The sequence below is a fragment of the Variovorax paradoxus NBRC 15149 genome (genome assembly GCF_001591365.1).
In the GTDB taxonomy this organism is placed as follows: domain Bacteria; phylum Pseudomonadota; class Gammaproteobacteria; order Burkholderiales; family Burkholderiaceae_C; genus Variovorax; species Variovorax paradoxus.
Genome location: NZ_BCUT01000008.1, coordinates 1 through 23965, shown reverse-complemented (window position 1 = coordinate 23965; position 23965 = coordinate 1). Strand labels below are relative to the sequence as shown.

The window sequence follows — 23965 nt, the reverse complement described above, 5'->3', positions numbered from 1 at the left end:
CCGGCTCAGCCCGCCCAGCGCCAGTCCTCGATCTCCGGCATGTCCTTGCCGTGCACGGTGACGTAGGCGCGGTGCTCCAGCAACTTGTCGCGCAGATGCTGCTGCACATGGCCCGCGCTGTCGCGAAAGCGCTCGACGCGCGCAATGGCGTCGGCCGCCAGGTGGAAGCGGTCGAGCCGGTTGAGTACGGTCATGTCGAACGGCGTGGTGGTGGTGCCTTCCTCGCAGTAGCCGTGGACATGGAAGTTGTCGTGGTTGGTGCGCTTGTAGGTGAGCCGGTGGACCAGCGAGGGATAGCCGTGGAACGCGAAGACCACCGGGCAGTCGGTGGTGAAGATGGCGTCGAACTCTGCATGCGGCAGGCCGTGCGGATGCGCATCGGGCGCCTGCAGCGCCATCAGGTCGACCACGTTCACCACGCGCACCTTCAGTTCCGGCAGCATCCTGCGCAGCAGGTCGACGGCCGCCAGCGTCTCGAGCGTGGGCACGTCGCCGGCGCAGGCCATCACCACGTCGGGTGCGGCATCCTGGTCGTTGCTGGCCCAGGTCCAGATGCCCAGGCCCACGGTGCAGTGGCGCACCGCCGATTCGATGTCCAGCCACTGCGGCCCCGGCTGCTTGCCCGCGACGATCACGTTCACGTAGTTGCGGCTCCGCAGGCAATGGTCGGCCACCGACAGCAGCGTGTTGGCATCGGGCGGCAGGTACACGCGCACCACCTCGGCCTTCTTGTTCACCACGTGGTCGAGAAAGCCAGGGTCCTGGTGGCTGAAGCCGTTGTGGTCCTGCCGCCAGACATGGCTGGTGAGCAGGTAGTTGAGCGAGGCGATCGGAGGGCGCCAGCCGATGCCGCGCGTCACCTTGAGCCACTTGGCATGCTGGTTGAACATCGAATCGACGATGTGGATGAAGGCCTCGTAGCACGAGAAGAAGCCATGGCGCCCGGTGAGCAGGTAGCCTTCGAGCCAGCCCTGGCACAGGTGCTCGCTCAGCACCTCCATCACGCGGCCTTCGGGCGACACATGGTCGTCGCCGGGGAGGATCTCGGCGGTGGAAGTCCGCGCCGTGACCTCGAACAGCGCGCCCAGCCGGTTCGACGTGGTTTCGTCCGGCCCCATGACGCGGAAGTTGCGCGCTGCCTCGTTGCGGCGCATCACCTCGCGCAGGAACTGGCCCGCCACGCGCGTGGCCTCCGCATCCGCGGCGCCGGGCGTGGCCACCGCCACCGCATGCTCGCGGAAGGGCGGCATGGCCAGGTCCCGGAGCAGCAGGCCGCCGTTGGTGTGCGGATTGGCGCTCATGCGCCTCGCTCCCTTGGGCGCCAGCGCCGCGATCTCGGGGCGCAACGCGCCGCCTTCGTCGAACAATTCCTCGGGCCGGTAGCTGCGCATCCAGTCTTCGAGCAGGCCCACATGCTCCGGCTTGGCGGCAAAGCCGGTGAGCGGCACCTGGTGCGCGCGGAAGGTGCCCTCGACCGGCACGCCGTCCACCTGCCGCGGCCCGGTCCAGCCCTTGGGCGAACGCAGCACGATCATCGGCCAGCGCGGCCGCTCGCGGAAGCCGTTCTTCCGGGCATCGGCCTGGATGGCGTCGATGCCGTCGAGCGCCTTGTCGAGCGCGGCCGCCATCAGCCGGTGCATCTGCGCGGGCTCGTGGCCGGCAACGAAGTACGGCTCGTGTCCGTAGCCCCGCAGCAGCTGCGCCAGCTCTTCGTCCGGAATGCGCGCGAGCACCGTGGGGCCGGCGATCTTGTAGCCGTTCAGGTGCAGGATCGGCAGCACGGCGCCGTCGCTCTCGGGGTTCAGGAACTTGTTGGAGTGCCAGCTTGCCGCGAGCGCACCGGTTTCGGCCTCGCCATCGCCGATCACGCAGCAGGCGAGCAGGCCGGGGTTGTCGAACACCGCGCCGTAGGCATGCAGCAGCGAATAGCCGAGCTCGCCGCCTTCATGGATCGAGCCCGGCGTTTCGGGCGCCACGTGGCTCGGAATGCCGCCCGGGAACGAGAACTGCGTGAAGAGCCGCTTCATGCCATCGGCATCCTGGCCGATGGCGGGGTAGACCTCGCTGTAGGTGCCCTCGAGATAGGTGTTGGCAACCACGCCCGGGCCGCCGTGGCCGGGGCCGGCGACGAAGATGGCGTCGAGCTCGCGCGCCGCGATGGCGCGGTTCATGTGCGCATAGACGAAATTGAGGCCCGGCGTCGTGCCCCAGTGGCCCAAGAGCCGCGGCTTGATGTGCGAAAGGCTCAGCTTCTCGCGCAGCAGCGGGTTGTCCATCAGGTAGATCTGGCCCACGGACAGGTAGTTGGCCGCGCGCCACCAGGCGTCCAGCAGCGCGAAGTCGTCGTGCTCAGTCATTGTTCGCGCATTCCGCGGTGGTCAGCCGGTTGACGATCAGCGTGACGCCTTCGGCCCGGCGCACGGCGCGCTCGACGGCGCTCTTCAGGTCCTCGCTGGCCAGCTGGCCATGCAAGGTGACCACGCCGTCGGCCACGCGCACGTCGACATCGCAGCTGCACACCGCCGGGTCCCAGTTCAGCTGGGCGAAGACCTCGTGCCTGAGTTGAATATCGGGGTTCATCTCAAACCTTTCGAAGAAGAAAAGACAGAGAAAAACAAAGAGGAGCGGCTTCCACTATCGGTGCACACGCTTCGCACCTTGCCGTCGCGGCGCAATTCCGATGTGGCCTGCGGGTCTTTTTTGAGTTCGCGCCGGCTTTTGCGCGGACCGCGCCCGCTCGATAGGATGTGCTCGACGCGGCTGCATCGCGGCGCCCGACCCGGCTCGCCCCACATGATTCCATTTCCGGACAACCCAGGAGAACAGCATGGACAGCAACGTTCCCGCAACACCCGCATCGGCATGGACCGATGCCTACTTTCGCTCCCTGCTCGACTGGCAGGCGGCCTGCGGCGCGAGCGTGCTGCGGGCGCAGCAGGTCCAGTGGGGAATGCTGGCTGCCTGGCAGCAGTCGGCCAAGGCCGTCCAGCAGGAACTGCTGGACCAGTGGACCAGCCGTTTCGGCGGCGGCGTGCCGCTGGACGGATAGACACCCGGCCGGCCTGCCTACTGGCTCGCCACCGCGCCGCCCGGCATGGTGAAGCGCGCCGCTTCCGCCTTGGCATGCGATTCGGGCGCGCGCACCAGCAGCACCGGAACACTCGCGCTGCGCAGGATCTGTTCCGCGCTGCTGCCCATCACCATGCGGCCGAGGCCGCGCCGGCCGTGCGTTCCCAGCACGATCAGGTCCGCGGGCCAGGAAGCCGCCTCGGCCGTGACCCGGTCGGGAACGGCCCCCCTGAAGTTGTCGCACAGCACCGAGTCGGCCTGGACCCCTTCGGCGGCGGCCCTTGCCTCGCCTTCCTCGAGCAGCCTGGCGGCGGCGGCGCGCAGTTCATCGAGCCAGTCGCCCGTGCGGCCCGAATAGGCGTCCATTGCCAGGGCGAAGGAGAGCTCGTCGATGACGTGGATCAGGCGCAGGCGCCCTGCGGTGACCTTGGCAAGGCGAATCGCTTCGCCCAGGCCATGGCTGGATGTCGAACTTCCATCGACAGGAACAAGAATTCGCTGGTACATGGTGTCCTCGCTTTGCTTTGAGGTGGGTATGCGGCCAGTGTCCGGGCCGGTGCGAGGCGCGGCTTGATGCGGATCAAGCGAAGGCGTTCTCGCGGGCGAAAAGGTCCGCACGGGATGCATCGCGTTTGATCTGCAGCAAGCCTGTGCAGGCCCGGACCCGCGATCCTCGGGTACGCACAGGAGCCATCCATGACCCACGCCACCGTTCGCATCATTCGCCAGGAGCATGCGGCGCTTGCCGCCATGCTGCGCTCCATCATCATGCTGCTCGAACAGCACCGCCGCAAGGGAACCCCGCCCGACTTCGCGGCCTTGCGCGCCATGCTGTTCTACGTCGACGAATTCCCGGAAAAGCGCCACCACCGCAAGGAGAGCGAGCTGCTGTTTCCCAAGCTGCGCGCCCGCACGCCGATCTCGCGCGAGCTGATGGACCGGCTCGACAACGACCATGCCTGGGGCGAGCGGAAGATCCGCAACGTGGAGCACGCGATGCTGGCCTTCGAGATGCTGGGCGACTCGCGGCGGGCCGCCTTCGAAAGCGCGATGGGGCAGTACGTCGACTTCTACCTGGACCACATGGCGATCGAGGAGCGCGAGATCCTGCCGCTCGCCGAGAAGGTGCTGACTGCCGAGGACTGGCGCGACCTGGACGAGGCGTTCGGACGCAACCGCGATCCGCTCACCGGCTACCGGCCGGAGCGGGAGTACGAAGCGCTCTTCACCCGCATCGTGAACATCGTGCCTGCGCCGATCGGGCTGGGCCCTGCGGCTTAGGGCGCGGAGTCGGCGCCCGTGGGCAACGGGCCGGACTTCGGCGGCGGCGACCAGGCGGGCCGTTCGGAGCGGCCGGTGTCGACGACGATGAGATAGCGCCCCGCGCCTTCGACCGGCGCCTGGTCCGGCGGCAGCACCCACGGCGCGCTGCCCTCGGCCTTGGCCCTGAGGTAGTCGGCATCGAGCACGCCCAGGCGGTCGAGGAAGCGGTTCAGGCTGGCCGCAATGCGGATGCAGCCCTTCGATTGCACGCTGCCCAGCCGCGCCTCGAGCCGGTCGGGATCGGTGGCGTGCATCTGCAGCCGCATCGTGCTCGTGCCGCCCCGGCCCCACAGGCGCCGCGCCTGCTGCCAGCCGAAATCGAACACGCGCATTCCCTTTTCGCCATAGCCCCGAATGCCGAATTCGTTGCGCGTGCCCTCCGCGCGGAAATCGGGGTTTGCCACCGAGTGGTCGAACACGCCCAGCGGCGTCTCGAAGTACTCGAACCCGCCGCGGCGCCCGGTCGATACCGGCGCTGCCCCGATCAGCACGGGCGCGGCGCCGGCCGGCAGCCAGAAGACGAAGAGGGCCTGGACCGAGGCGCTGCGGTCCACCAGCAGCGCGTACTGGGGCGGCTCCTCGGCGATGCCCGCGCGCCTGAGTTCATCGCGCGCGAGGTCGCCGTAGCGCTGCACTTCGTCGGGTGGCGGATCGAGCCGGCGATCGACCTGTTCCATGAAAGCCTGGCGCAGGCCCATTGGGTCGGCCCAGCAGGTGGCCAGCGCGCCTGCAAGCGCTGCAAAGACGAGCGCCCGGGCGGCACGGCGCAGCCTGCCGGGAACGGCCGCGCCCATGTTCTTCTCTTGTGCTCCCGTTTCCTTCATGCCTGCCAGGGCAGGCGAGTTGCGCCGGCCCTGGCGGGTTGGTACCCCGCAGGCCTGCGCGAGTTCCCGGGGTGCGGCCCGGCCGGCCTGTTCAGGGTGTCAGGAATGTGACGGTCTGCGCGGTCAGCACGCCATCCACCACCGCATTGCCGACCACCGTGACACGGCGGCCGTTAGCCAGATCGGCGGCGCTGCCGTTCTTGAAATCGTCACTGGTAAGGCCACTCGCGTCCACCTGCTGGCCCTTCACCACGAAACTCGAGGGCGACAAGTAGTTGCCGATGGCGCCGATCACCGTGAACGCGACCGGCCCCCCAGTTCCCGGAATGTTGCGAATTCGCAGCTTCTTGACCACCAGCACGCCGTTGCTCATGAAGCCGTCGAGTTCCACCTTGACGCCGTTGCCGATCGAATTCGACTGGCCGACCGGAATCTGCGCATCGGAGGCATTGATTGCTGTACCGAGCACCTTGAAGTCACCGATCCCGTTATAGCTGGTGATGACACCCGCCAGCTGCACCGCGGCCGCGTTCTGCTTGGGCACCGCGTACCAGCCCTGCACCTTGCTTGCAGTGAACGTGCCCAGCACCGGCGCAGCGCTGCCGCGCACGCGGACGATGGCGCCCTCGGCCAGCGTGGAGGCGTCGATGCCGCCCGGGAACGTGGCGCTGCCGTAGCGCACCGTGAGCTGGCCCAGCGTGAATTGCTGGGCCAGCCGGTCCAGGTTTTGCACCGCGCCGGTCACCAGCGGCTCAGCCGAAGCCGGCTTGAGTTCAACCCGCGTGGCACGCAAGCTGCCCGGCGCCGAGGGCAGGCCCCAGACCTGCACCACGCCGCCGATCGTGAGCCCGGCCAGGCTGTTCGCGCCGCTCCAGACCGTGGCGTTGTCGACGGTGACCGTGGTGCCCATCACGGCGAAGCTGCCGCCGACGGCATCGATGGCCGAGACGGCACCGCGCAGCTCGGCAGCCGAATCGACCTGCTGCGCCGTGGCCGCGGTGAAGTCGCTGTCGATCTTGCCGGCAATGCGCACGCTCATGCCGATCTGCAGTTCGGTGGCGTCCTCCAGGCTGATGCTGGCGGTATCCGTGTTGTAGCGCACGCCGTTCAGGATGATGCTGCCCAGCCCGCCGACGGAGCCGATGCCGGTGGCGTCGGCGGTGCTCACGCCGGTGCCGCCCGAGCCCACGCCGGAGCCATCGCCGCTGCCGTTGCCGGCAGTGCTCGTGCCGTCGGAGCCGCCCGCGGTACCCGTGCCGCCGGTGCTGCCCGTGCCACCCGTACCGCCGGTGCCATCGGTCCCGCCACCTCCCGTGCCCGCGCCATCGCTTCCAGAGCCCGTCGCGCCACTCCCGGCAATGCCGGCCAGGCTGCCTGCCGAACCTCCGCCGCCACCACCACCGCCGCACGAGAGCAGCAAGGCCATGGCTCCGGCAAAGAGGATGCCGCGCATCCATCGGAGGTGGTGGTTCTTCATCATCATCGTGTTCCTTTGTCCCGCGGGGCGGGGACGGGAGGCGCGCCGGGCGCCGCCTCGTCTTCATAGTAGGTGTAGATCCCGACGCGCATGCGCCCCTTGGCGCCCTCTGGCGCCCGGTCGACCGCGCGGTTCATCTCGCCCGCCAATTCCAGGTGCAGGGCTGCCCAGCGCTCGCGCACCATCTGGTGGATATTTTCACAATCCTGAAGGGAAAGGCCGCGCGCATACACCGAGCGTTCGAGCATGCGGGGCTCTTCGCCGAGCGTGTTGGACACCGCCGCCAGCAAGTGGTCGCGGCCGTTGTCGCCAAGGAACGCCAGCATCGACTGCAGGTCGTCCACCGGTACGAAGCCGTTGGCCTTGAGCTCGGCATAGCCGTCCTGCTCGGCCACCATGTTCAGGCGCACCAGCTCGTCCAGGATGGTTCGATGATGCACGTTGCCGCGGCTGCCGAGCCTGGCCACGGTCTCGAAGGAGGGCGCATCGTCGCCCTCGGAGGTGATCGGCAAGCGCTGGAAGGACTGGTTCTGCGACACCATCTGCAGCCACAGCGTGAAAGTCTTGGCCGCGGCCGAGATTTCGGTGTGGGGCAGGGCGTCCACGGTGTCGCGCACCTTGGCCGTCACGGCCTTGCGGTTGAGCCCGGTGGTGACGGACAGCTGGCTGATATTGGGCTTTGCCACCCCCTGCTGGCGCCAGGAGCGCTTGGCCTCCTCGAGCAGCAGGTCGCGCAGCAGGACTTCCAGGTGCGGGTGCTTGACCCCCATCGCCAGGGCGAGCCTGACCACCGGCCGCAGGATGCGGGCGCAGGCGGCCAGTGCCCAGTCGAGCTGGTGTTCCATGAAATGAGGCGTTTCTTCTGATGCGATTGCGGTGCGGCCGCCGGGACTGAAGGGCCCCCGGGCCGTCGATCAGTGCACTATTGTCCGCGTCGCCGAGGATCGCACAAAAAAGGCCTCATTCATGCGGCGCAGCTTCCTGCATCGGTCCGCGTGACAGAGGAACGGCCGGTGGCGCTGATCTTGACCAGCCGCTTCGGGGTACCCAGCGGGGTAGCCCGGCAGATCGTGAAGTTGGCCGCGGTGGCGCCGACGCCGGTCCCTTCGAAGGCGAGCGCGCTGAGGCCGCCGCTGTCGCGGATGCGGTAGCCGCTGGCGGCCGCGGGCTGCTTCTGGATGACCGTGGGTGTCGCACCGCTGCTGATGATGATCCAGCCGGCCTCCCATTGACCGTCGGTGGCGCAACTGGTGCCGTTGGACGAGGCGCACAGCGTGACGGGCGCGTTGCGCTTGATGGCCTCGCTGCGCGCGAGCTGGCTGCCGGCAACGAGATCGGTCGCGTAGGAATTCAGCCGGGTCGAAAGCCTTATGTAGTCGAAGGAGGGAACCGCCACCGACACCAGCACGATCAGCACCACGAGGGTGACCATCAGTTCGATGAGCGTGAAACCGCGAGCGCGCGTGCCGGCCATGGCCATCCCTTTTTTCCTTTTACTTCTGGATAAACCAGTAGACGCGGCCCTTGGGCTGCTTGAAGGCGGCCTTGACCGTGGCGCCCTTCGGGCTCAGGAACGAGTCGGGATTGGCGCCGATCACCACGTCGCGCAAGGTGTCGCCCACCATGACCCGGCCGACCACGGGCGATGGCGCGAGGCCGCCGCCAATCACGTTCTGGAAGCGCGCGCCGTTCTGCCCCGTGGCGTCCAGGTACGACAGGTTGTAGACGTTGGCGGTGCCCAGGTTGGAGCGGCACGACTGGCTCACGGCCGGGTCGGTGGGCGTGTGGGTGTTGAAGGTCGTGTTGCCATAGGCCGTGACCGACGAGGTCACCACCTGCTCGCCGGCCGCAAGCGCGAGGTACCAGCCCTTCTTGGCCGCGAGCTCGGTCGCGGACGGCGCCGTGGTGCCCGTGATGGCAAAGAGCGAGTTATGGCACAGCAGCGAGTTGCCGTCGCAGTGGCTGGCCTCCGCGGTGAGCCAGGCGGTGTCGGAGGGCTTGTCGACCAGCATGTAGAAGCGGTTGGAAACGCTGAGCGCGGCGGAGTAGGAGCGCAGCGGCTTCTCGCGGTCGCCCGAGCCCAGCAGCAGCACGTACATGCCGTTGTCCTCGACCACGTCGGGACCGAACATGAACTTGCGGTTGGGCGTGCAGGCGGTCACGGTGTCGCTGCAGCCGAGCGAGGCGATCTTGACCATGCTCCAGCTGGCGGGCGCGCCGCTTCCGATGGTGATGCGGTACACGTTGCCGCCCAGGTCGGCCGCGTAGGCGAACTTGGCGAGGCCGGTGCTGTCGTTCACGATGGTGACCTCGCCGCTGACCGCGCGGACGGTGTCGAAGGTCTTGAGGACGTCGCCCGTGCTGGCGTCGAGCACATAGATCTTCTTGCCCTTGGTGGCCGAGCCGCAGGCGCTGGCGGGCGTGGTGGTGTCGACGTCCTCGCACTTGTCGTAGCCGCCGCCGAACATCACCATGGGCGTGTTGCCAGCGCCATAGCCGCTGGCCTTCACGATCTTCGGTGCCGACCAGGTCTGGCCGATGCCGCTCATGTCGTTGGCACCGCTGTCGCAGCCCGTGTCGTTGTCCTGGTTGGGGCAGCCGCGGCGCCATTTGAGAACGGGCGTCGCGGGGTTGGACACGTCGAACGCATAGATCAGCCGGCCGCCGCGGCGCATGCTCGCATAGAGCCATGCCGACGTGCCCTGCCGGTAGGCCGCCATCGGGCCGTCCATGCCATAGGGCTTGGGCGCGGTGGCGCCCACGCTGACCGGAATGCCCGGAAAGTTGATGCGCGTGGTGTTGTCGTACAGCCGCTTGATGCTGCCGTAGAACTCCGGCGGCACGAAGGACCACAGCTCGCTGCCGGGCGCTGCCGACCCGATGGAGGTGGCCTGATTGCCGTTGACGGCGCGCAGCACGCCGTCGTTGGCGCCATAGAACACCACCACCTGCGCGTTCGCCAGGTCGTCGCTGCCGTAGTTGATGGCCACCGGCCGCGAATGCACCACGTCGCCGTGCACCGAGGGGCGCATGGCGGTGGTGGAGGTCAGGGGATTTCCGGTGGTGTCCTTGCGCTCGTCGCCCTTGTTGTCCAGGCCCCGGAGCCAGTTGATCAACGCGGTCCGTTCGGTGGTGGTTTGCGCCCCGAGGGCCGTCGACGTGATGCCCGCATTGCCATCGGCGAAGGTGGTCAAGGCCGAGCAGGCGCCCGGCGCGCAGGTCATGACGTTGCGGTCGGCGGTGGCCACTTGGCGCAGCATGTAGGCTTGTGCGCCTTTCTCGACCACGTTGCCGTCCGGGCTGTCCGAAGCGCGAAGGTCGATGGTTGTGTCGCTGCTGATGCAATCGCCGGAGGGGTTGAAGCTCCAATAGGTGTTGCGACTGGTCGGCGTCCAGAAACTCCGCGCGCAAGGTGCAATGAAGCCGGTCTGGTTGTTGATGGCGTTGGCGCCCGAGGCGTCCTGCAGGATCAGCTGGTTGCTGCCATCCACGCCCAGCTTGTATTGCTTGAGATTGCCGTTCCAGCGGGGATAGGCGGAATCGTCGGGGCGGAACATGCCCACGAACACCTGGTTCAGGTAGGTGCCCTGCGTGTTCACGCTCACGGGCAGGCTCACCGACGAGAACACGCTGTTGACCGACTGGATCTTGCTGAAGATGTCGTCGAGCGCATCGCTCAGCGCCTTGCCCAGGTTGGGATTGGTGGAAATGTCGTAGTACTCGCCATTGCTCTGCTTGGACATGCTCTTGAGCAATGCAGTCCAGCCCGGCCCCTGGCCGCCGCTGGCCGTCGCGGCTTCGACGGTATAGACCTTCACGCCCATCCTGCTTTGCAGGAATCTGGCCCATTCGTCGGCCACGTTGTCCTGCGAGCCGCTCGGGTTCAGCGTAATGGCGGTGGTCGTGCCGCCCGCGGCGCGCAGGGCATCGGTGGAAGTCGTGGTGTCGCTGTTGTTGTCCTGTGCGGCACCATTGCTGATGTAGATGACGTAGGTGCCGATGCAGTTGGCCGTGTTCGGACCGATATAGGTGTTGCTATCAACGGCCGTCAAGGGGTTTCCCGGCAGCGCATAGATTGCCTTGGATGCGGCGGTTCCAAAGGTATTGCCCGCGTAGTCCGCCTTGGCCTTGTTGTTGCCAGCCATGGGTGCGCCGTTGCTCAGGTAGCGGTAGACCTCCGCCATCATCTTGCCGGCCTTGCCGCCGTTGGACTTGTCGTCCCGCACATCGAGGCTACGGATCAGCGCGCCGTAGTTGGTCTTGTTGGCAGCATCGAGCAAGCGCACGCCAGCGCGCAGGTAAGCACCATCGACGTTCGAATTGCCTCCGCCCGTTTCGGTGAACATCATCACGCCCACCTTGAACTTGCCCACGGGCAGGCTTTCGAAGGCGCTCGCCAGCGCGTTCATTTCAGCGGTGAAGAGCGGGGTCCAGTTGGCCGTGTTGTCCACCACGAACAGCACGTTCGGCGCCTCCGTGGTGGTCTGGTTGTAGCCGACGAAAAGATCGATGTCTTCCGCCTGGGCCGAGCCCAGGCCGAGCATCAGCATCGCAGCGGCGCAGAGCGACCGGAAGAAGTTCTTTTTCATGATTGCGATCCGTTCGTCGTCGTGATCATCGGGAGGAGGGGAATGGCTATGAACACAGCGCCAGGAACTGCTCTTTGCTCAGAAGCGCGCGCACGCCCTGGCGAACCGAGGTGACCGTGCCGCTCACGGCATCGGTCACGCTGGTGCTGATGTCCCACACCGAGTTGTATTGGTCGGGCAGCGCATTGAGGCCCGAGCCGGCGGTGGATGCCCCGCCGCCGATGCCGCCGGGTCCCACCGCGCCGCCGCCGCCGGTATCCGTCGACTTGGTCGCCCGCACGCAGGTCGGCGGTGCAATCTGGACTTCGTAATCGATCGTGCCGTCGTTGTTGATGTCCACCATGCTCACGGTGCGCTGCGGCGCCGCAAGCGAAGGCGAGCCGTCCACGCCCGGCAGCAGCAGCGAGGCCGCCACTTCCTCGATGGCGCGGTTGGAAGCGGCCACGGCTTCGTTCCGGCTCTGCATGTTGCCGACCGACTTGAGGTTGGTGTTGCTGAGCGTGAACCCCGCCGTCACGGCCAGCGTGATGAGCACCAGCATGATCAGCCCGACGATCAGCGCCGCGCCGTCCTGTCGCCGGCGCATGGTGGAGTGCGTTGTCGATGGCTTCACGGCGTTTCCCTGCGTCCGGTCACGTTGGTCATGCGGATCGCGGTGGTGAACGCATGCCGCTTGTAGTGGTCGTTGAAGGGGCCGAGCGATCCGCTTCCCATGTTGTAGGTGCGCGTATCCGTGTGGCCGGGAGAAATCTCCAGGCTGCGGGCGACCACATAGAGCTTGACCGCCGCCACGTTCATCAGCTGGTCGGCCGTGCAGGGCAGCGCGGTGCTGCAGTGCACGAAATCGCCATCGGGGCTTCCGTCGCCGCGATTGGTGGGCGTGGACCTGTTGGCCACGTCGGCCCAGTTAATGGCTTGGGCGTAGTTCACGAGCGCGCCGGTCTTGCTGAGCGTATCCAGGCCCAACTCCACGCGGAAGCCTTCGATGCCCTCGATGAGGGGAACCGGCGGCTGCTGCGCCAGGCCGGTGGCCGAGAGGTCGAAGCGCGAGCGGGCCAAGGTCGGAATGCCGTCGCCCACGGTTTCGGCGTAGGTGCGCACGTAGTAGATGTCGGAGATGAACTTGCGCTTGGGCGCCGGTGCCGTGCAGTTCTTGGCCAGCATGGTGGCAAAGCCCGCCGTGCTGAGATCGAAGTCCGACGGCTTCTGCGTACCGCAGAACGACGACTGGAAGTAGAGCTTGCCCAGCGTGTCGGCTTCGCAGTTGGGCGCGCCTGGCACGCAGGTCTCGGCATGGCGCACCACCAGCACGTCGGTGCCGGCTTTCTGATTCGGCAGCAGATCGGTGCAACTGGCGGGCACCGCGGCGTAGGCCTGAACGGGCATGTCGAGCAGGCTGCGCTTGTAGTCGTCGGTCCAGTTGGCCGCCGAGTAGGCCAGGCAGGGATCGGGCGCCGTGCCGGTGGGTACCTTCTGGGGCACGCCACTGACGGTGAGGTCGTCGAACTCAGGCATGTAGTTTTCCCAGAAGCCCGCGTGCGAGACCTCGTTCTCAAGCACGAAGATGCTGAGGCGGCCGCTCTCGATCTGGCGATTGACCCTGACCATCTCGCGCTGGGTGTTGTTCACGTTGAGGAACAGCGCCAGCAGCGCGGCCACGACGATCAGCATGATGGTGATCGCCACCATCAGCTCGATCAGCGTGAGGCCGTGCTGGCGCAGCGAGGCGCGTGTCCGCCGGGCAGGGCGCTGAACCGCGATCGCGAAGCTGGCCTGGCTCATGAGAGATTCCCGATGCGCACCAGCGTCGTCACGGTCCTTCGGCACCTGTCGCTGGAACAGGCCGGCGCCGGTTCGCTGGCCGAGGCCGGGGCGGCCGCATCGTACAGGTCCTTGCCGCAGGGCACGCCCTCCGGCGGCGCGGCGATGGGCACCAGGCCTTGCCAGGCGACCGTGATCAGGTATTCGTTGTTGCCCAGGTCCTGCACGCAGCCGCGGCCACCGATCATCGCGCCAAGCTTGGTGCCGCTGGAGGTTTCGGCTGCGCCCTGCAGCGCGTTGCACCACTCCTTGACGTCGACCTGCAAGCGCGTGGCGGTGGCGGTCGGGCAAGTGGCTCCGGCGCCCAGCGGCGCAGTCGTGACGTAGCTGGAGGCCATGCGACGGTTGATCTCGATGCGGCTGGCCATGTCGTTGAGCAGGATCAGCGCCTGCGAGCGCTGGTAGGACTCCATCTCCGACGACTGGAGGCGTGCTTGCAGGCCCACGAGCCCAAAAAGCCCGAACGAGACGATCAGCAGCGTGACCAGCACCTCGAGCAGCGTGGCGCCGCGCTGCCCTCGGCCGTTCGGTGCGGCAGACAAATGGCGCCTCACCATTTGCCCGCCGGCGTCTTGACGCCCTGGTTGTTGAGGGTGAGGTCGCCATCTCTCTGCTGGCTTCCCGTGGGGCTGAAGGTCAGGAGAAAACTGGGCACCTGTGTGCCGGCGTCCTGCAGCGTGATGGTGTAGCCGTAGTTGGCCGCAACCTCCGCGGGCAGCGTGTAGCCGCTGGCCGCGAGGGCGTCCTTGGTGGCGTAGCTGCGGTTGGCCAGCAGGAACTGCTGCTGGCGGTTGGCGATGTCCATCATCTGCGCCTGGGCCGCCGAGCGCTTGGACCGGATGATGTACTGCTGGTAGCTGGGATACGCGATGGACGCCAGGATCGCAATGATCGCCACCGTGATCATCAGCTCGATCAATGTGAAGCCATTGCGCTTGCGCGGGAACGAGTGCTTTTTCATTCAGCTGGCCATCAATGTTTCACAATGTTATTTATGTGAATTTATCACATACAAATGTGAATAGGGGGCATTCGATGCTGATCCATTCGAGCGCCGCCGGCAAGGTGTTGCGCCTTTGGAGAAACACTTCAGCAACATTCAACAACCGAACGGCGGCCCTGGGGCGAGGAAGCTTCCGACTGACGGACGCTGGCCTCGTCCTACGTGCGGGACCGGGGTACCTCCCAGAATGGGTTCGTTCCAACTGGTGTTCTGGTGTTCTCCAGGCACCCCAAGCGGACAGAGAGAGAGGAGTCGATCGACATGAATAGAGCACCCGGAAGCCTCGGTTCAGGCGACGGATCGCGGCCCACCACCGACGGCGGCGTGGACAACATCGGCGCGGGCGAAAAGTTCGCGGCCGGTTCCTCGGCCGCCGGCGAGCCGGACTCGGCACCGGCGCCGGCCGAGCGCATGGCGCGCAAGCGCAAGAACGCGGAGGCCTCGCGCCACGACGATTCCGCGCCCTTCGGGCTGCGGGAAGACCTCCGGCCCAAGACCAACCAGGAGCCGTCCAAGCCCTGAGCGCTTGGATGGCCTGAGGAGCCCAAGATGACTTCTTCGGAAAAAGCCTTTCCCTTTCCCACTTCCAAGAACCACGGCAAGCCGCCGGTCGAGCCCGCCAAGCCGACCGAACAGGCGCCGAGCGAGGAGGCCCTGGACAGCGGGGTCGAGGAATCCTTTCCCGCGAGCGACCCGGTGTCCGTCACGGTGACCAAGGTCAAGCTGCCCAAGGCGCCGCAAGACAAGGACAAGGCGGAGCAGCAGGGCCGCGACGCAGACGCCAAGAGGTAGCCCTCCTACAGCGTGCCGCGCTGCGAGCCGACCCGGCGCAGCCGGCAAGAACCTAGCTTTTTCAAGGTCGGGCATCCGGTCCGGCACGGCCCTTATCTGCCGGGACAGCCGGCTCTTTTTCAGGAGAAATGACCATGAACAGCACTTCCAGACTCATTGCCGCACTTGCCCTGGGTGCCGCAGGCGCAGCCTTTGCACAAGGCAATCCGCCCACCACGGCACCCCCCAATCCGGCCACCGCGGCAGGCCAGCAGAATCCGTCGGGCGGTCCCATGGGCAGCACGGGCGTGACGCCGCAGAACACGCAGAGCGGCAGCACCTCGGGAAGCTCCTCCGCGCCCACGGCCCAAAGCTCGCCTGACACCAGCAGCAGCTCAAGCAGCACCATGGCCGCGTCGGGCGACACGCCTGCCATGCGGCGTGCACGCGCCGACCGCAACTGAGCGCGGTCCGTTCCGGTCCCACGCGGCACGGTCGATCCATGAATGCCGTGACAGCTGCACCGGGCGCGGCGAGCCGCGCGCTTGCCGTGCTCGTTTCGCTTTCGCTTCTGTCGCTGTCGGCGTCGGCCCCGTCGCCGCCCGCGGTGGAAGATGCGCAGTGGCTCGCGCGGGCCGTCGTGGCCACGGCGGACAATCGGGCGGCCCCGTTCGCGGTGGTCGACAAGAAGAACGCCCGCGTCTTCGTCTTCGACGCGGCAGGCCGGCTCCAGGGTTCGTCGCCCGTGCTGCTGGGCCTGGCGCACGGGGACGACTCCGTGCCGGGCATCGGCGAGCGCGAGATGTCCAGGATTCGGCCTGAGGAGCGCACGACGCCGGCGGGGCGCTTCAGGACGGAGCCGGGCCGCAACGCCCAAGGCGAAGACATCGTCTGGATCGACTACGACGCCGCCGTTTCCATGCACCGGGTGCGCGCCACCGTCAAGTCGGAGCGCCGCCTGGAGCGGCTGGCATCGCCAAGCGTGGCCGACAACCGCATTTCGTACGGCTGCATCAATGTGCCGGCCGCGTTCTACGACGCCTACATCAAGCCCGCGCTCGGCAGCCGCCGCGGCGTGGTGTACGTGCTGCCCGAAACCGTGGCGCCGCACGAGCGCTTCGAATTCCTGAGCCGGCCTGCATAGACGCCCCCTCGAAGCCTCCTGCCTCCGGAAAGGCCGGTGCGCAGGCAAGGCTCTCGTCCTCACACCAGCAGTTGAAAGAAGACACGCGCTCTGGCATAAATCCGGAGTTGTGAAGAAATGTCTTCACATGTTAACTATCGTTTCAAAATAATCCTGGCAGCCTCCATCGCGATGCTCGTCCAGGGCGCTTGGCATGCGGCGACCTCCACAGGTTCCGCATAGCCGATACCAGTCAACACGAGGATCGAGGGCATGAACAACATTCATTGCAGCGTCTGGAACGCTGCGCTGGGAGCGTGGGTGGCCGTTTCGGAGCTTTCGCGGCGGCGCGCGCGGGGGGCTTCTGTTTCTTCTTCGGCCGCGGCGGCCGTGTGCCTGCTGGCGCTTGCGAGCCTGCCGGGAACGGCCTCGGCGCAGGCCGCCGGCGGAGATGCAGCCATGGTAGGGGGAGGCACCGGCGGCCGCGGCGGCGCGGGAAATGGCGCCGGCGCCGGGGGCGGCAGCGTCGGCGAGTACCCCACCAGCAATGGACAGGCGCCGACAGCCGGAGCCGGCGGTGCTGGCGGCAACGGTGCGGCGGGGGCTGGCGGTACGGGCGGCGCGGTAGGCGCCACCAGTGCCGCGGGCTCCGCCACTGGGGCGTCGGGAACCAACGGCGTCGCCGACCCAGACCCCGTCTACGGCGCCGGCGGCGGCGGCGGCGGCGGTGCCGCCGTGTACACCTCCGACACATCCATCACCGTGGTGGGTGGGACCACTCTCCTGGGTGGCAACGGCGGCAATGGAGGCATTGGGCGCCTGTCTGGCGGCGGCGGTGGCGGTGGCGCGGGCCTGCAGGCGGTCGCTGCCAATGCTGTGGTCAGCAACTCAAGCCTGACGGTCACGGGCGGCAATGGGGGCAACGGCGGCGTCGGCCAATGGGCCGGCGGCGGTGGCGGCGGCGGCGACGGCATCGTGTTGCAAGGCGGAGGCGCCGTTGTCACCAACACCGGCACGGCCGCGGGCGGAAACGGCGGGAGTGGCGGCACCGTCACCACCGGCGGCCTGGTGGGCGGCGGCGGCGAAGGCGGTGCCGGCCTGGCGCTGGAATCCAGCGGCAACTCGGTGCTCAATACCGGCGCGCTGGTGGGAGGTGCGGGCGGTGCCGGCGGAAGCAGCGCAGTCAACGGCATCGGCGGCGCGGGCCTGCGCATCCGCGGCAACACGAACACCATCGTCAACACCGGCATCTTGACCGGGGGCCTCGCCGGCGTCGGCGCTACGCGTGGCGATGCGGTGCGCATCACCGGCAACGACAACTCGCTCGAACTGCAAGGCGGCTCGGTGATCACCGGGACGCTGACTGCGAACGGCATCGGCAATGTGCTGCGCCTGGCCGGCGCGCTGACCGATGGAACCACCTCGCTTGGCGCCGCCACCTACCGCGGCTTCGACCGCTACGAGAAGACGGGCGCCAGCACCTGGACGCTGACCGGCACCACCACCGAACTGACGCCCTGGCACGTGCTGGGCGGCACGCTCGCCATTGCCGACGACGCCGCCCTCGGCAGCTCGGCCGGCGCGCTCACGCTCGACGGCGGCACCTTGCGCGCCACCGGCACGACCGCCGGCACGCGCAATGTCACGGTGGGAGCGGGCGGTGCGGCTTTCGAGATTGATCCTGCGCAGGCGCTGACGCTCAACGGCGTGCTTTCCGGCAGCGGCAGCCTGCAAAAGACCGGCGCCGGCACGCTGGTGCTCGGCGCGGCCAACAACTACAGCGGCGGCACCCTTGTCAACGACGGGTCGTTGGTCGCGACAGCCAGCGGAGCCCTGGGCAGCGGACCCGTCATCGTCAACGCGTCGCTCACGTTCGAGACCGGCGTGAATGCGGGATCGCTGTCCATCACCAACCAGAACGGCTACACCCGATTCAACGGCACCAGCACCGCAGGCACGGCCAGCATCGTCAACAACAACGGCAGCGGCACCGACTTCTATGGCGACAGCCGCGCAGGCACGGCAAGCATCACCAACAATGACTACGCTTTCACATACTTCCGCGAGACTGCATCGGCGGAGCAGGCGACGATCCTGAACCCCTCGGGCACCACCTTCTTCATCCAGAACGCCACGGCCGGCAACGCCAACATCGACAACAGCGGCGGGCAGGCGCGCTTCTACGACAGCAGCAGCGCGGGCTCCGCGAACATCATCAATCGCAGCGGCGGCATCACCTATTTCGTGAACACCAGCAGTGCCGAAAGCGCCACCATCGACAACCGCGCCGGAGGCAGTGTCGATGCGTCGTACCACACAGGCGGGCTCTCGATCGGTGCGCTGTCAGGCGCCGGGCGCCTGCTTCTTGGCGCCGAGGCCGTCAGCGTGGGGGCGCTGGGCACGAACACGACGATCAGCGGCGTGATCGCCGATGGCGGCGAGAACGGCGGCACCGGCGGCTCGCTCGTGAAGGTCGGCACCGGCACGCTGACGCTCTCCGGCGCCAACACCTACACCGGCGGCACCGCGCTGAAGCAGGGCCGCCTCGACCTCGGCCACAGCCAGGCGCTGGGCACCGGCACGCTGGCCATGGACGACGGCACCACGCTGGGCTTCAGCGCCAACGGACTGACCATCGCCAACGCCATCGAGCTGACCGGCAGCAACGATCCCGTCATCGACACGGGCGCCTTCAGCGAAACGCTCAGCGGCGCGATCAGTGGAGGCGGCTTCATCACCAAGCAGGGCAGCGGCACGCTCACGCTGGCGGGCGCCAACACCTACACCGGTGCCACCAACGTGGCCCAGGGCACCTTGCGCGCCGGCGCGGCCAACACCTTCAGCGCGAGCTCCGCGCACAGCGTGGCGGCCGGCGCCACGCTGGACCTCGCGGGCTTCAGCCAGACGGTGGCCTCGCTCGCCAACAGCGGCACCGTGTCGCTGGTCGGCAACGCGCCGGGCACCACCTTGACCGTCAGCGGCCCCTACACCGGCAACAACGGCGTGCTGCGCCTGGGCACCGCGCTGGGCGCCGATGGCAGCGCGAGCGACCGGTTGGTGCTCGACGGACCCACTGCCATTGCCAGCGGCAGCACCACGGTGCAGGTCACCAACCTGAGCGGCCTGGGCGCACTCACCAGCGGCAACGGCATCGAGGTGATCAGTGCACGCAACGGCGCCACCACCACCGCGCAGACGACGAAGAGCGCCTTCTCGCTGGCGGGCGGCCATGTGGATGCGGGCGCCTACGAGTACCGCCTGCATGCCGCCGATGCGGGTGGGGCAGGGGAGAACTGGTACCTGCGCTCCACCACGAATGTGGCCCCGCCGGCCGATCCCGTGGCGCCTCCGGCCGCACCGCCTGTGGTGGTGCCCACCTACCGCGCCGAGGCCTCGCTCTACGCGGCGCTGCCGAGCCAGCTGCGCCAGGGCAGCCTCGCGATGCTGGGCGACCTGCGCAAGCGCGTGGGCGACGACGATGTGAAGGGCACGGCCGCGGCGCCGGCGGGTTCGCAGCGCCGCGCCTGGGCACGCGTGCTCTCCGCCGACATCGACATCCGGCAGGGCGGCACGGTCTCGCCCACCAGCAAGGGGCGCCTGACCGGCGTCCAGGCCGGCACCGACCTGCTGGCCGCACCCAACTGGCGCGCCGGCCTCTACGTGGGCCAGCTCGACGGCGATGCGCGCGTCAACGGCTTTGCCAGCGGCTTGCAGAACCTGCGCGTGGGCCGCAACGACCTGCGCAGCCAGTACGTAGGCATCTACGGCACCTACAGCGGCGACAGCGGCCTGTATGCCGACGCCGTGGTGCAGTCGGGCCGGCACCGCTACACGGTGCAGCCGAACCTCGGCGGCGGCGTGGAAGGCAAGGGCCACAGCCTGCTGGGCTCGATCGAAGTGGGCCAGGCCTTCGCGCTGGGCGCGAGCGGCTGGAGCGTGGAGCCGCAGCTGCAATTGATCCACCAGCACCTGGACCTGAACAATGCGGCCATCGTCGGCGCGGTGGTCCAGCCCGAGACCGACAGCGGCTGGATCGCACGCGCGGGCATCCGCGTGAAGGGCGAGCTCGCCACCGGCCTGGGCACGCTGCAGCCGTACGGCCGCTTCAACGTCTACAAGAGCTCGAGCGGCGCGGACGTGGCGAGCTTCGTGAACGGCGCCACGCGCACCGACATCGCGGCGCCGACCGGCGGCACCAGCACCGAGCTGGCGGGCGGCTTCACGCTGGCGCTGGGCAACACCACCAGCCTGTACGGCGAAGTGGGCAAGCTCTGGTCCTCGGGCGGCGACGCCAAGGTGAAAAGCTCGGTCAACGCATCGCTCGGCGTGCGCGTCAAGTGGTGAGCGGCCGAGGGGGCGGCCTTCGCTCCCTCAGCTGCGCAGGCTAATCACGCCAAGCAGCACCACCACCGCCATGCCCAGCAGCAAGGTGGCGCATTTCCAGAAGACCATCGGGTTCTTGTCGACGAGCGGCGTGCCGCGCCGGTTCAGGAAATCGGGATGCGGCTGGCGCAGGTCCTCGACGAATTCCGACAGCGCTTCATGGCGCTTGAGCGGGTTGGGATGCAGCGCCTTGCGCAGCACTTCGTCGATCCATGCGGGGATGGCGCGCTGCGCGTCGAGTGCCGGGCGGTACTGCAGGTTGCGCTGGTCCGCGCGCGTGCGGATGCGCGCCACCTGCGCGCCGTACGGCAGGCGGCCGGTCAGCATCTGGTAGACGATCACGGCCAGCGAGAACAGGTCGGACTGCGCCGAGCCGCCATCGCCGACGAAGTACTCGGGCGCCGTGTACTGCACCGTGCCCAGCACCTGGGCCGGGTCGGCCAGCTTGCTGTCGCCCAGGCCCGCCACCCAGGCCGAGCCGAAGTCGATGATCCGCACCGTGCCCGTGCGGTCGATCATGATGTTCTCGGGCCGCAGGTCCTGGTGCAGCATCTCCATGCGATGGAAGGCCTGCAGCCCCTTGGCCAGCTGCTCCACGATGCCGCGCACCGACTCCAGGCTCGGCCGCGGGTTGTCGACCATCCACTGCGCGAGCGTCTGCCCGTCGACGAACTCCATGGCCACATAAAGATAGCTGCGCTTGCGTTGCGGCACATGCGGCTTGAGCACATGCGCGCTGTCGATGCGCCGCGCCACCCATTCCTCGAGCAGGAAACGGTCGAGATGGGCCTCGTCGTTCTGCAGGTCGACGGACGGCGTCTTGAGCACGACGCGCTCGCCCGTGTCGTCGTCGACCGCCAGGTAGATGTGGCTGCGGCTGCTGCGGTGCAGGTCGCGCACGATGGTGTAGCCGTCGAACTGCATGCGCGCTTCGAGCACTGGCGGCAGGCGCAGTGCCGCGCGCTGCGCCTGCAGTTCGTTGACCTCGCCGTCGGGCAGGGCGTCGACGCGCACGATCTGCACCGTCAGGTTGTCGGGGCTGCCGCGCCGGTACGCTTCCTCGGCAATGCTTCTTGCCGCGGCGTCCAGGTCGCCGGGGTGGGCGTCGAGCGCGGTGCTGACGGCGGCCGCATCCACGTGTTCATGGACACCGTCGGAGGTCAGCAGGAAGACATCGCCTTTCTCGATGGCGAGGGCCTGGTAGTCGATCTCCACATGCGGGCCCACGCCCAGCGCGCGGCTCAGGTAGCTGTGCCCGCCGGCCACCGAGACGCGGTGGTCCTCGGTCAGCTGCTCGAGCGCCCCGGCATGCCAGCGGTAGACGCGCGTGTCGCCCACATGGAAGACGTGCGCCGTGGTCGACTTGATCACCAGCGCGCTGAAGGTGCAGACGTAGCCGCGGTCCTTGTCGAAGCGGCCGCTGCTGTTCTGGGTCTGCGCGTGCAGCCAGGCATTGGCGGCCGTGAGCACGCGCTGCGCCGAGCGGCTCACGCTCCAGGCGTCGGAGGTGCAGTAGTAGTCGGTCAGGAAGCTCCTGACCGCCGACTCGCTGGCCACGTGGCTCACGTCGCTGCTGCTGATGCCGTCGGCAATCGCAACGGCCACGCCCTTGGCGCTGCGGCCCGGCGCCTCCGGCAGGGCGGCGCCGTGGAAGTCCTGGTTGGCCTCCTTGCGTCCCTTGTCGGAGTACTGGCCGATGGAGACCACGAGGCCGGAGCGCATCGTCACGCGGCGGCGGTGCGCAGGTCAGCGCGGAACGCGCTTGGGCGCCGTGCGCACGTGCGTCGCGTACAGCGTCAGGCCGGTGAACGACAGGCCGCCGACGAGGTTGCCCAGCACGGTGGGGATCTCGTTCCAGATGATGTAGTCCATGATCGAAAAATTGCCGCCCATGAGCAGCGCCGAGGGGAACAGGAACATGTTGACCACCGAGTGCTCGAACACCATGAAGAAGAACACCATGATCGGCATCCACATGGCCAGCACCTTGCCGGTCACCGAAGTGGAGATCATCGCACCCACCACGCCGGTGGACACCATCCAGTTGCACAGCATGCCGCGCACGAAGAGCGTCAGCATGCCCGCCGCGCCGTGGGCGGAGTAGCCGAGCGTGCGCGCCTCGCCGATCGTGGCGATCACCTGGCCGACCTTGTCGGGCGGGCTGGTGAAGCCGAAGGTGAAGACGATGGCCATCAGCACGGCCACGGTGAAGGCGCCGAGGAAATTGCCGACGAACACCAGGCCCCAGTTGCGCAGCACGCCGCCAATGGTGACGCCCGGCCGCTTGTCGATCAGCGCGAGCGGCGTCAGCACGAACACGCCGGTCAGGAGGTCGAAGCCAAGCAGGTAAAGAATGCAGAAGCCGACGGGAAACAGGATCGCGCCGATGATCGAGTAGCCGGTCTGCACATTGATGGTGACGGAGAACACCGCCGCCAGCGCGAGGATCGCGCCCGCCATGAAGGCGCGGATGAGCGTGTCGCGCGTGGACATGAAGATCTTGGATTCACCGGCGTCCACCATCTTGGTGACGAATTCGGAAGGCTGCAGGTAGGCCATGGATTTTTTCTTTGGAATTGAAGGGTGAGAAGCTGAACGGAAAAAGGGGAGGAGGGGGCCGCGCCTCAGGCGGCCTTCTCCAGCGCGGGCTGTGCGGAGGAAGCTGCGGCCGCGAGCCCTTGCAGGACATCGCCGACCACGATGATCGAGGGGCTGCCAAGGCTGTTGTCGGCAATCGTGCGCTGCAGCGTCGCCAGCGTGCCGACGGCGTGCCGTTGCAACGGCAGGCTGGCGTTCTGCACCACCACGACAGGCGTGGCCGGCGGCAGTCCGCTCAGCAGTTCGTCCTGGATCGAGCCCGCGCTCGATACGCCCATGTAGATGACCAGCGTGAGGCGCGCCGAATGGGCCGTGGCCGCCAGCGTGCGCCAGTCCGGCCCCGGCGATCCGGGCTTCGCGTGGCCGGTGATGAACACCACGCCCTGCGCATGCGCACGGTGCGTGAGCGGCACGCCGAGCGAGGTCAGCCCGGCCAGGCCGGCGGTGATGCCGTTCACCACCTCCACATGGATGCCGGCCTGCGCGAGGTGCTCGACCTCTTCGCCGCCGCGGCCGAAGATGAAGGGGTCGCCGCCCTTGAGCCGGACCACCTGCTCGCCTTCGCGCACCGCCATGATCATCAGCCGCTCGATGAAGCTTTGCGGCGTGCTCTTGCAGCCGCCGCGCTTGCCGACGTGGATCACGCGCGCGCCCGGCGCTGCCATGGCGACGATGTCGTCGCTGACCAGGTCATCGACGAGCAGCACGGTGGCCGACTGGATGGCCCTGAGCGCCTTCAGCGTGAGCAGTTCGGGATCGCCGGGGCCGGCACCGACGAGGGTGCAGCGGCCGAGCGCCATGGGCGCCCGCACATGCGTCGCAGGCGTCGAAGAAGTCAGAGTGAGGCTCATGATGGCTCCGCGGTTCAGGCGGCCGTGTCTTCGGACAGGCGGGTGCGGTTCGCGGGCCCTGCAACGGGGCGTTCCAGTTCGACGGCATGCGTCGCGAGTTCTTTCGAATCCAGATGCACCACGCCTTCGGCGA

General features: G+C 67.9%; 22 protein-coding genes. 7 read left to right on the top strand and 15 right to left on the bottom strand.

What is annotated here, in order from left to right:
* Nucleotides 1-5: 5 nt before the first annotated feature.
* Both VPA02S_RS29035 and VPA02S_RS29030 read right to left on the bottom strand, forming a co-directional pair.
* The gene (locus VPA02S_RS29035; RefSeq protein ID WP_062366877.1) at nucleotides 6-2357 is read right to left on the bottom strand and encodes a phosphoketolase family protein; all 2352 of its coding nucleotides are present in this window, start codon (nucleotides 2355-2357) and stop codon (nucleotides 6-8) included.
* Complete coding sequence (locus VPA02S_RS29030) at nucleotides 2350-2580, bottom strand: BON domain-containing protein (protein WP_012747929.1); 231 nt, start codon at nucleotides 2578-2580, stop codon at nucleotides 2350-2352. Before VPA02S_RS29030 ends, VPA02S_RS29035 begins: the two co-directional genes overlap by 8 nt.
* Before the next feature lie 247 nt (nucleotides 2581-2827).
* Between VPA02S_RS29030 and VPA02S_RS29025 the strand changes: the two genes are divergently transcribed.
* The gene (locus tag VPA02S_RS29025; RefSeq protein WP_062366875.1) at nucleotides 2828-3049 is read left to right on the top strand and encodes a hypothetical protein; all 222 of its coding nucleotides are present in this window, start codon (nucleotides 2828-2830) and stop codon (nucleotides 3047-3049) included.
* 17 nt (nucleotides 3050-3066) lie between these two features.
* Here VPA02S_RS29025 and VPA02S_RS29020 read toward each other — a convergent pair whose 3' ends face one another.
* Nucleotides 3067-3576, bottom strand: a complete 510-nt coding sequence (locus VPA02S_RS29020) for a universal stress protein (protein ID WP_062366873.1) — start codon at nucleotides 3574-3576, stop codon at nucleotides 3067-3069.
* A gap of 189 nt (nucleotides 3577-3765) precedes the next feature.
* Between VPA02S_RS29020 and VPA02S_RS29015 the strand changes: the two genes are divergently transcribed.
* A complete protein-coding gene (locus tag VPA02S_RS29015; protein WP_012747932.1) occupies nucleotides 3766-4350 on the top strand; it encodes a hemerythrin domain-containing protein in 585 nt (194 codons plus the stop codon).
* Here VPA02S_RS29015 and VPA02S_RS29010 read toward each other — a convergent pair.
* From VPA02S_RS29010 to VPA02S_RS28970, 9 genes are all read right to left on the bottom strand, one after another.
* Nucleotides 4347-5216 (bottom strand): hypothetical protein, encoded by an 870-nt coding sequence (locus tag VPA02S_RS29010; RefSeq protein ID WP_062366871.1) that lies wholly within the window; start codon nucleotides 5214-5216, stop codon nucleotides 4347-4349. The two genes, VPA02S_RS29015 and VPA02S_RS29010, sit on opposite strands and share 4 nt — an antisense overlap.
* Nucleotides 5217-5307: 91 nt before the next feature.
* Nucleotides 5308-6693, bottom strand: coding sequence for a DUF5666 domain-containing protein (locus VPA02S_RS29005; protein WP_244883795.1), 1386 nt, complete (start codon nucleotides 6691-6693; stop codon nucleotides 5308-5310).
* A 2-nt stretch (nucleotides 6694-6695) separates the two neighbouring features.
* On the bottom strand, nucleotides 6696-7538 hold the full coding sequence (locus VPA02S_RS29000; protein ID WP_062366867.1) for a DUF6502 family protein: 843 nt from the start codon (nucleotides 7536-7538) through the stop codon (nucleotides 6696-6698).
* Nucleotides 7539-7657: 119 nt separating this feature from the next.
* Entirely contained in the window at nucleotides 7658-8167 is a 510-nt protein-coding gene (locus VPA02S_RS28995) for a GspH/FimT family pseudopilin (protein ID WP_244883794.1), read from the bottom strand.
* Nucleotides 8168-8186: 19 nt separating this feature from the next.
* Complete coding sequence (locus VPA02S_RS28990; protein ID WP_062366865.1) at nucleotides 8187-11282, bottom strand: pilus assembly protein; 3096 nt, start codon at nucleotides 11280-11282, stop codon at nucleotides 8187-8189.
* 46 nt (nucleotides 11283-11328) lie between these two features.
* A complete protein-coding gene (locus VPA02S_RS28985; protein WP_230537823.1) occupies nucleotides 11329-11895 on the bottom strand; it encodes a pilus assembly PilX family protein in 567 nt (188 codons plus the stop codon).
* A complete protein-coding gene (locus VPA02S_RS28980; RefSeq protein WP_012747939.1) occupies nucleotides 11892-13064 on the bottom strand; it encodes a PilW family protein in 1173 nt (390 codons plus the stop codon). The genes VPA02S_RS28985 and VPA02S_RS28980 overlap by 4 nt, the downstream gene beginning before the upstream one ends.
* Entirely contained in the window at nucleotides 13061-13660 is a 600-nt protein-coding gene (locus VPA02S_RS28975; protein ID WP_062366863.1) for a prepilin-type N-terminal cleavage/methylation domain-containing protein, read from the bottom strand. Before VPA02S_RS28975 ends, VPA02S_RS28980 begins: the two co-directional genes overlap by 4 nt.
* Nucleotides 13654-14064, bottom strand: a complete 411-nt coding sequence (locus tag VPA02S_RS28970; RefSeq protein ID WP_012747941.1) for a type IV pilin protein — start codon at nucleotides 14062-14064, stop codon at nucleotides 13654-13656. The genes VPA02S_RS28975 and VPA02S_RS28970 overlap by 7 nt, the downstream gene beginning before the upstream one ends.
* 303 nt (nucleotides 14065-14367) lie before the next feature.
* Between VPA02S_RS28970 and VPA02S_RS28965 the strand changes: the two genes are divergently transcribed.
* From VPA02S_RS28965 to VPA02S_RS28945, 5 genes are all read left to right on the top strand, one after another.
* Nucleotides 14368-14628, top strand: coding sequence for a hypothetical protein (locus VPA02S_RS28965; protein WP_062366861.1), 261 nt, complete (start codon nucleotides 14368-14370; stop codon nucleotides 14626-14628).
* 27 nt (nucleotides 14629-14655) lie between these two features.
* Complete coding sequence (locus VPA02S_RS28960; RefSeq protein WP_012747943.1) at nucleotides 14656-14898, top strand: hypothetical protein; 243 nt, start codon at nucleotides 14656-14658, stop codon at nucleotides 14896-14898.
* A gap of 134 nt (nucleotides 14899-15032) precedes the next feature.
* Entirely contained in the window at nucleotides 15033-15341 is a 309-nt protein-coding gene (locus VPA02S_RS28955) for a hypothetical protein (protein WP_062367146.1), read from the top strand.
* A gap of 38 nt (nucleotides 15342-15379) precedes the next feature.
* Nucleotides 15380-16021, top strand: a complete 642-nt coding sequence (locus VPA02S_RS28950; protein WP_062366859.1) for a hypothetical protein — start codon at nucleotides 15380-15382, stop codon at nucleotides 16019-16021.
* A gap of 252 nt (nucleotides 16022-16273) precedes the next feature.
* On the top strand, nucleotides 16274-20344 hold the full coding sequence (locus VPA02S_RS28945) for an autotransporter outer membrane beta-barrel domain-containing protein (RefSeq protein WP_062366857.1): 4071 nt from the start codon (nucleotides 16274-16276) through the stop codon (nucleotides 20342-20344).
* Nucleotides 20345-20371: 27 nt separating this feature from the next.
* Here the strand turns inward: VPA02S_RS28945 and VPA02S_RS28940 are convergent, their stop codons facing one another.
* The 3 genes from VPA02S_RS28940 to cobA all read right to left on the bottom strand — a co-directional run bounded on the left by VPA02S_RS28940 (nucleotide 20372) and on the right by cobA (nucleotide 23832).
* Nucleotides 20372-22105: a bifunctional protein-serine/threonine kinase/phosphatase gene (locus tag VPA02S_RS28940; RefSeq protein WP_155736639.1), complete on the bottom strand. Its 1734-nt coding sequence runs from the start codon at nucleotides 22103-22105 to the stop codon at nucleotides 20372-20374.
* Nucleotides 22106-22129: 24 nt separating this feature from the next.
* On the bottom strand, nucleotides 22130-22942 hold the full coding sequence (locus tag VPA02S_RS28935) for a formate/nitrite transporter family protein (RefSeq protein WP_012747948.1): 813 nt from the start codon (nucleotides 22940-22942) through the stop codon (nucleotides 22130-22132).
* Nucleotides 22943-23007: 65 nt separating this feature from the next.
* Nucleotides 23008-23832 carry a uroporphyrinogen-III C-methyltransferase gene (gene cobA / locus VPA02S_RS28930; RefSeq protein WP_062366853.1) on the bottom strand — a complete coding sequence of 275 codons (825 nt, stop codon included), beginning with the start codon at nucleotides 23830-23832 and terminating at the stop codon, nucleotides 23008-23010.
* Nucleotides 23833-23965 lie beyond the last annotated feature (133 nt).

Coding starts and splice junctions, on each gene's coding strand:
- VPA02S_RS29035 (WP_062366877.1), bottom strand. CDS start 2,357: ATGACTGAGCACGACGACTTCGCGCTGCTGGACGCCTGGTGGCGCGCG.
- VPA02S_RS29030 (WP_012747929.1), bottom strand. CDS start 2,580: ATGAACCCCGATATTCAACTCAGGCACGAGGTCTTCGCCCAGCTGAAC.
- VPA02S_RS29025 (WP_062366875.1), top strand. CDS start 2,828: ATGGACAGCAACGTTCCCGCAACACCCGCATCGGCATGGACCGATGCC.
- VPA02S_RS29020 (WP_062366873.1), bottom strand. CDS start 3,576: ATGTACCAGCGAATTCTTGTTCCTGTCGATGGAAGTTCGACATCCAGC.
- VPA02S_RS29015 (WP_012747932.1), top strand. CDS start 3,766: ATGACCCACGCCACCGTTCGCATCATTCGCCAGGAGCATGCGGCGCTT.
- VPA02S_RS29010 (WP_062366871.1), bottom strand. CDS start 5,216: ATGAAGGAAACGGGAGCACAAGAGAAGAACATGGGCGCGGCCGTTCCC.
- VPA02S_RS29005 (WP_244883795.1), bottom strand. CDS start 6,693: ATGAAGAACCACCACCTCCGATGGATGCGCGGCATCCTCTTTGCCGGA.
- VPA02S_RS29000 (WP_062366867.1), bottom strand. CDS start 7,538: ATGGAACACCAGCTCGACTGGGCACTGGCCGCCTGCGCCCGCATCCTG.
- VPA02S_RS28995 (WP_244883794.1), bottom strand. CDS start 8,167: ATGGCCGGCACGCGCGCTCGCGGTTTCACGCTCATCGAACTGATGGTC.
- VPA02S_RS28990 (WP_062366865.1), bottom strand. CDS start 11,282: ATGAAAAAGAACTTCTTCCGGTCGCTCTGCGCCGCTGCGATGCTGATG.
- VPA02S_RS28980 (WP_012747939.1), bottom strand. CDS start 13,064: ATGAGCCAGGCCAGCTTCGCGATCGCGGTTCAGCGCCCTGCCCGGCGG.
- VPA02S_RS28975 (WP_062366863.1), bottom strand. CDS start 13,660: ATGGTGAGGCGCCATTTGTCTGCCGCACCGAACGGCCGAGGGCAGCGC.
- VPA02S_RS28970 (WP_012747941.1), bottom strand. CDS start 14,064: ATGAAAAAGCACTCGTTCCCGCGCAAGCGCAATGGCTTCACATTGATC.
- VPA02S_RS28965 (WP_062366861.1), top strand. CDS start 14,368: ATGAATAGAGCACCCGGAAGCCTCGGTTCAGGCGACGGATCGCGGCCC.
- VPA02S_RS28960 (WP_012747943.1), top strand. CDS start 14,656: ATGACTTCTTCGGAAAAAGCCTTTCCCTTTCCCACTTCCAAGAACCAC.
- VPA02S_RS28955 (WP_062367146.1), top strand. CDS start 15,033: ATGAACAGCACTTCCAGACTCATTGCCGCACTTGCCCTGGGTGCCGCA.
- VPA02S_RS28950 (WP_062366859.1), top strand. CDS start 15,380: ATGAATGCCGTGACAGCTGCACCGGGCGCGGCGAGCCGCGCGCTTGCC.
- VPA02S_RS28945 (WP_062366857.1), top strand. CDS start 16,274: ATGAACAACATTCATTGCAGCGTCTGGAACGCTGCGCTGGGAGCGTGG.
- VPA02S_RS28940 (WP_155736639.1), bottom strand. CDS start 22,105: ATGCGCTCCGGCCTCGTGGTCTCCATCGGCCAGTACTCCGACAAGGGA.
- VPA02S_RS28935 (WP_012747948.1), bottom strand. CDS start 22,942: ATGGCCTACCTGCAGCCTTCCGAATTCGTCACCAAGATGGTGGACGCC.
- cobA (WP_062366853.1), bottom strand. CDS start 23,832: ATGAGCCTCACTCTGACTTCTTCGACGCCTGCGACGCATGTGCGGGCG.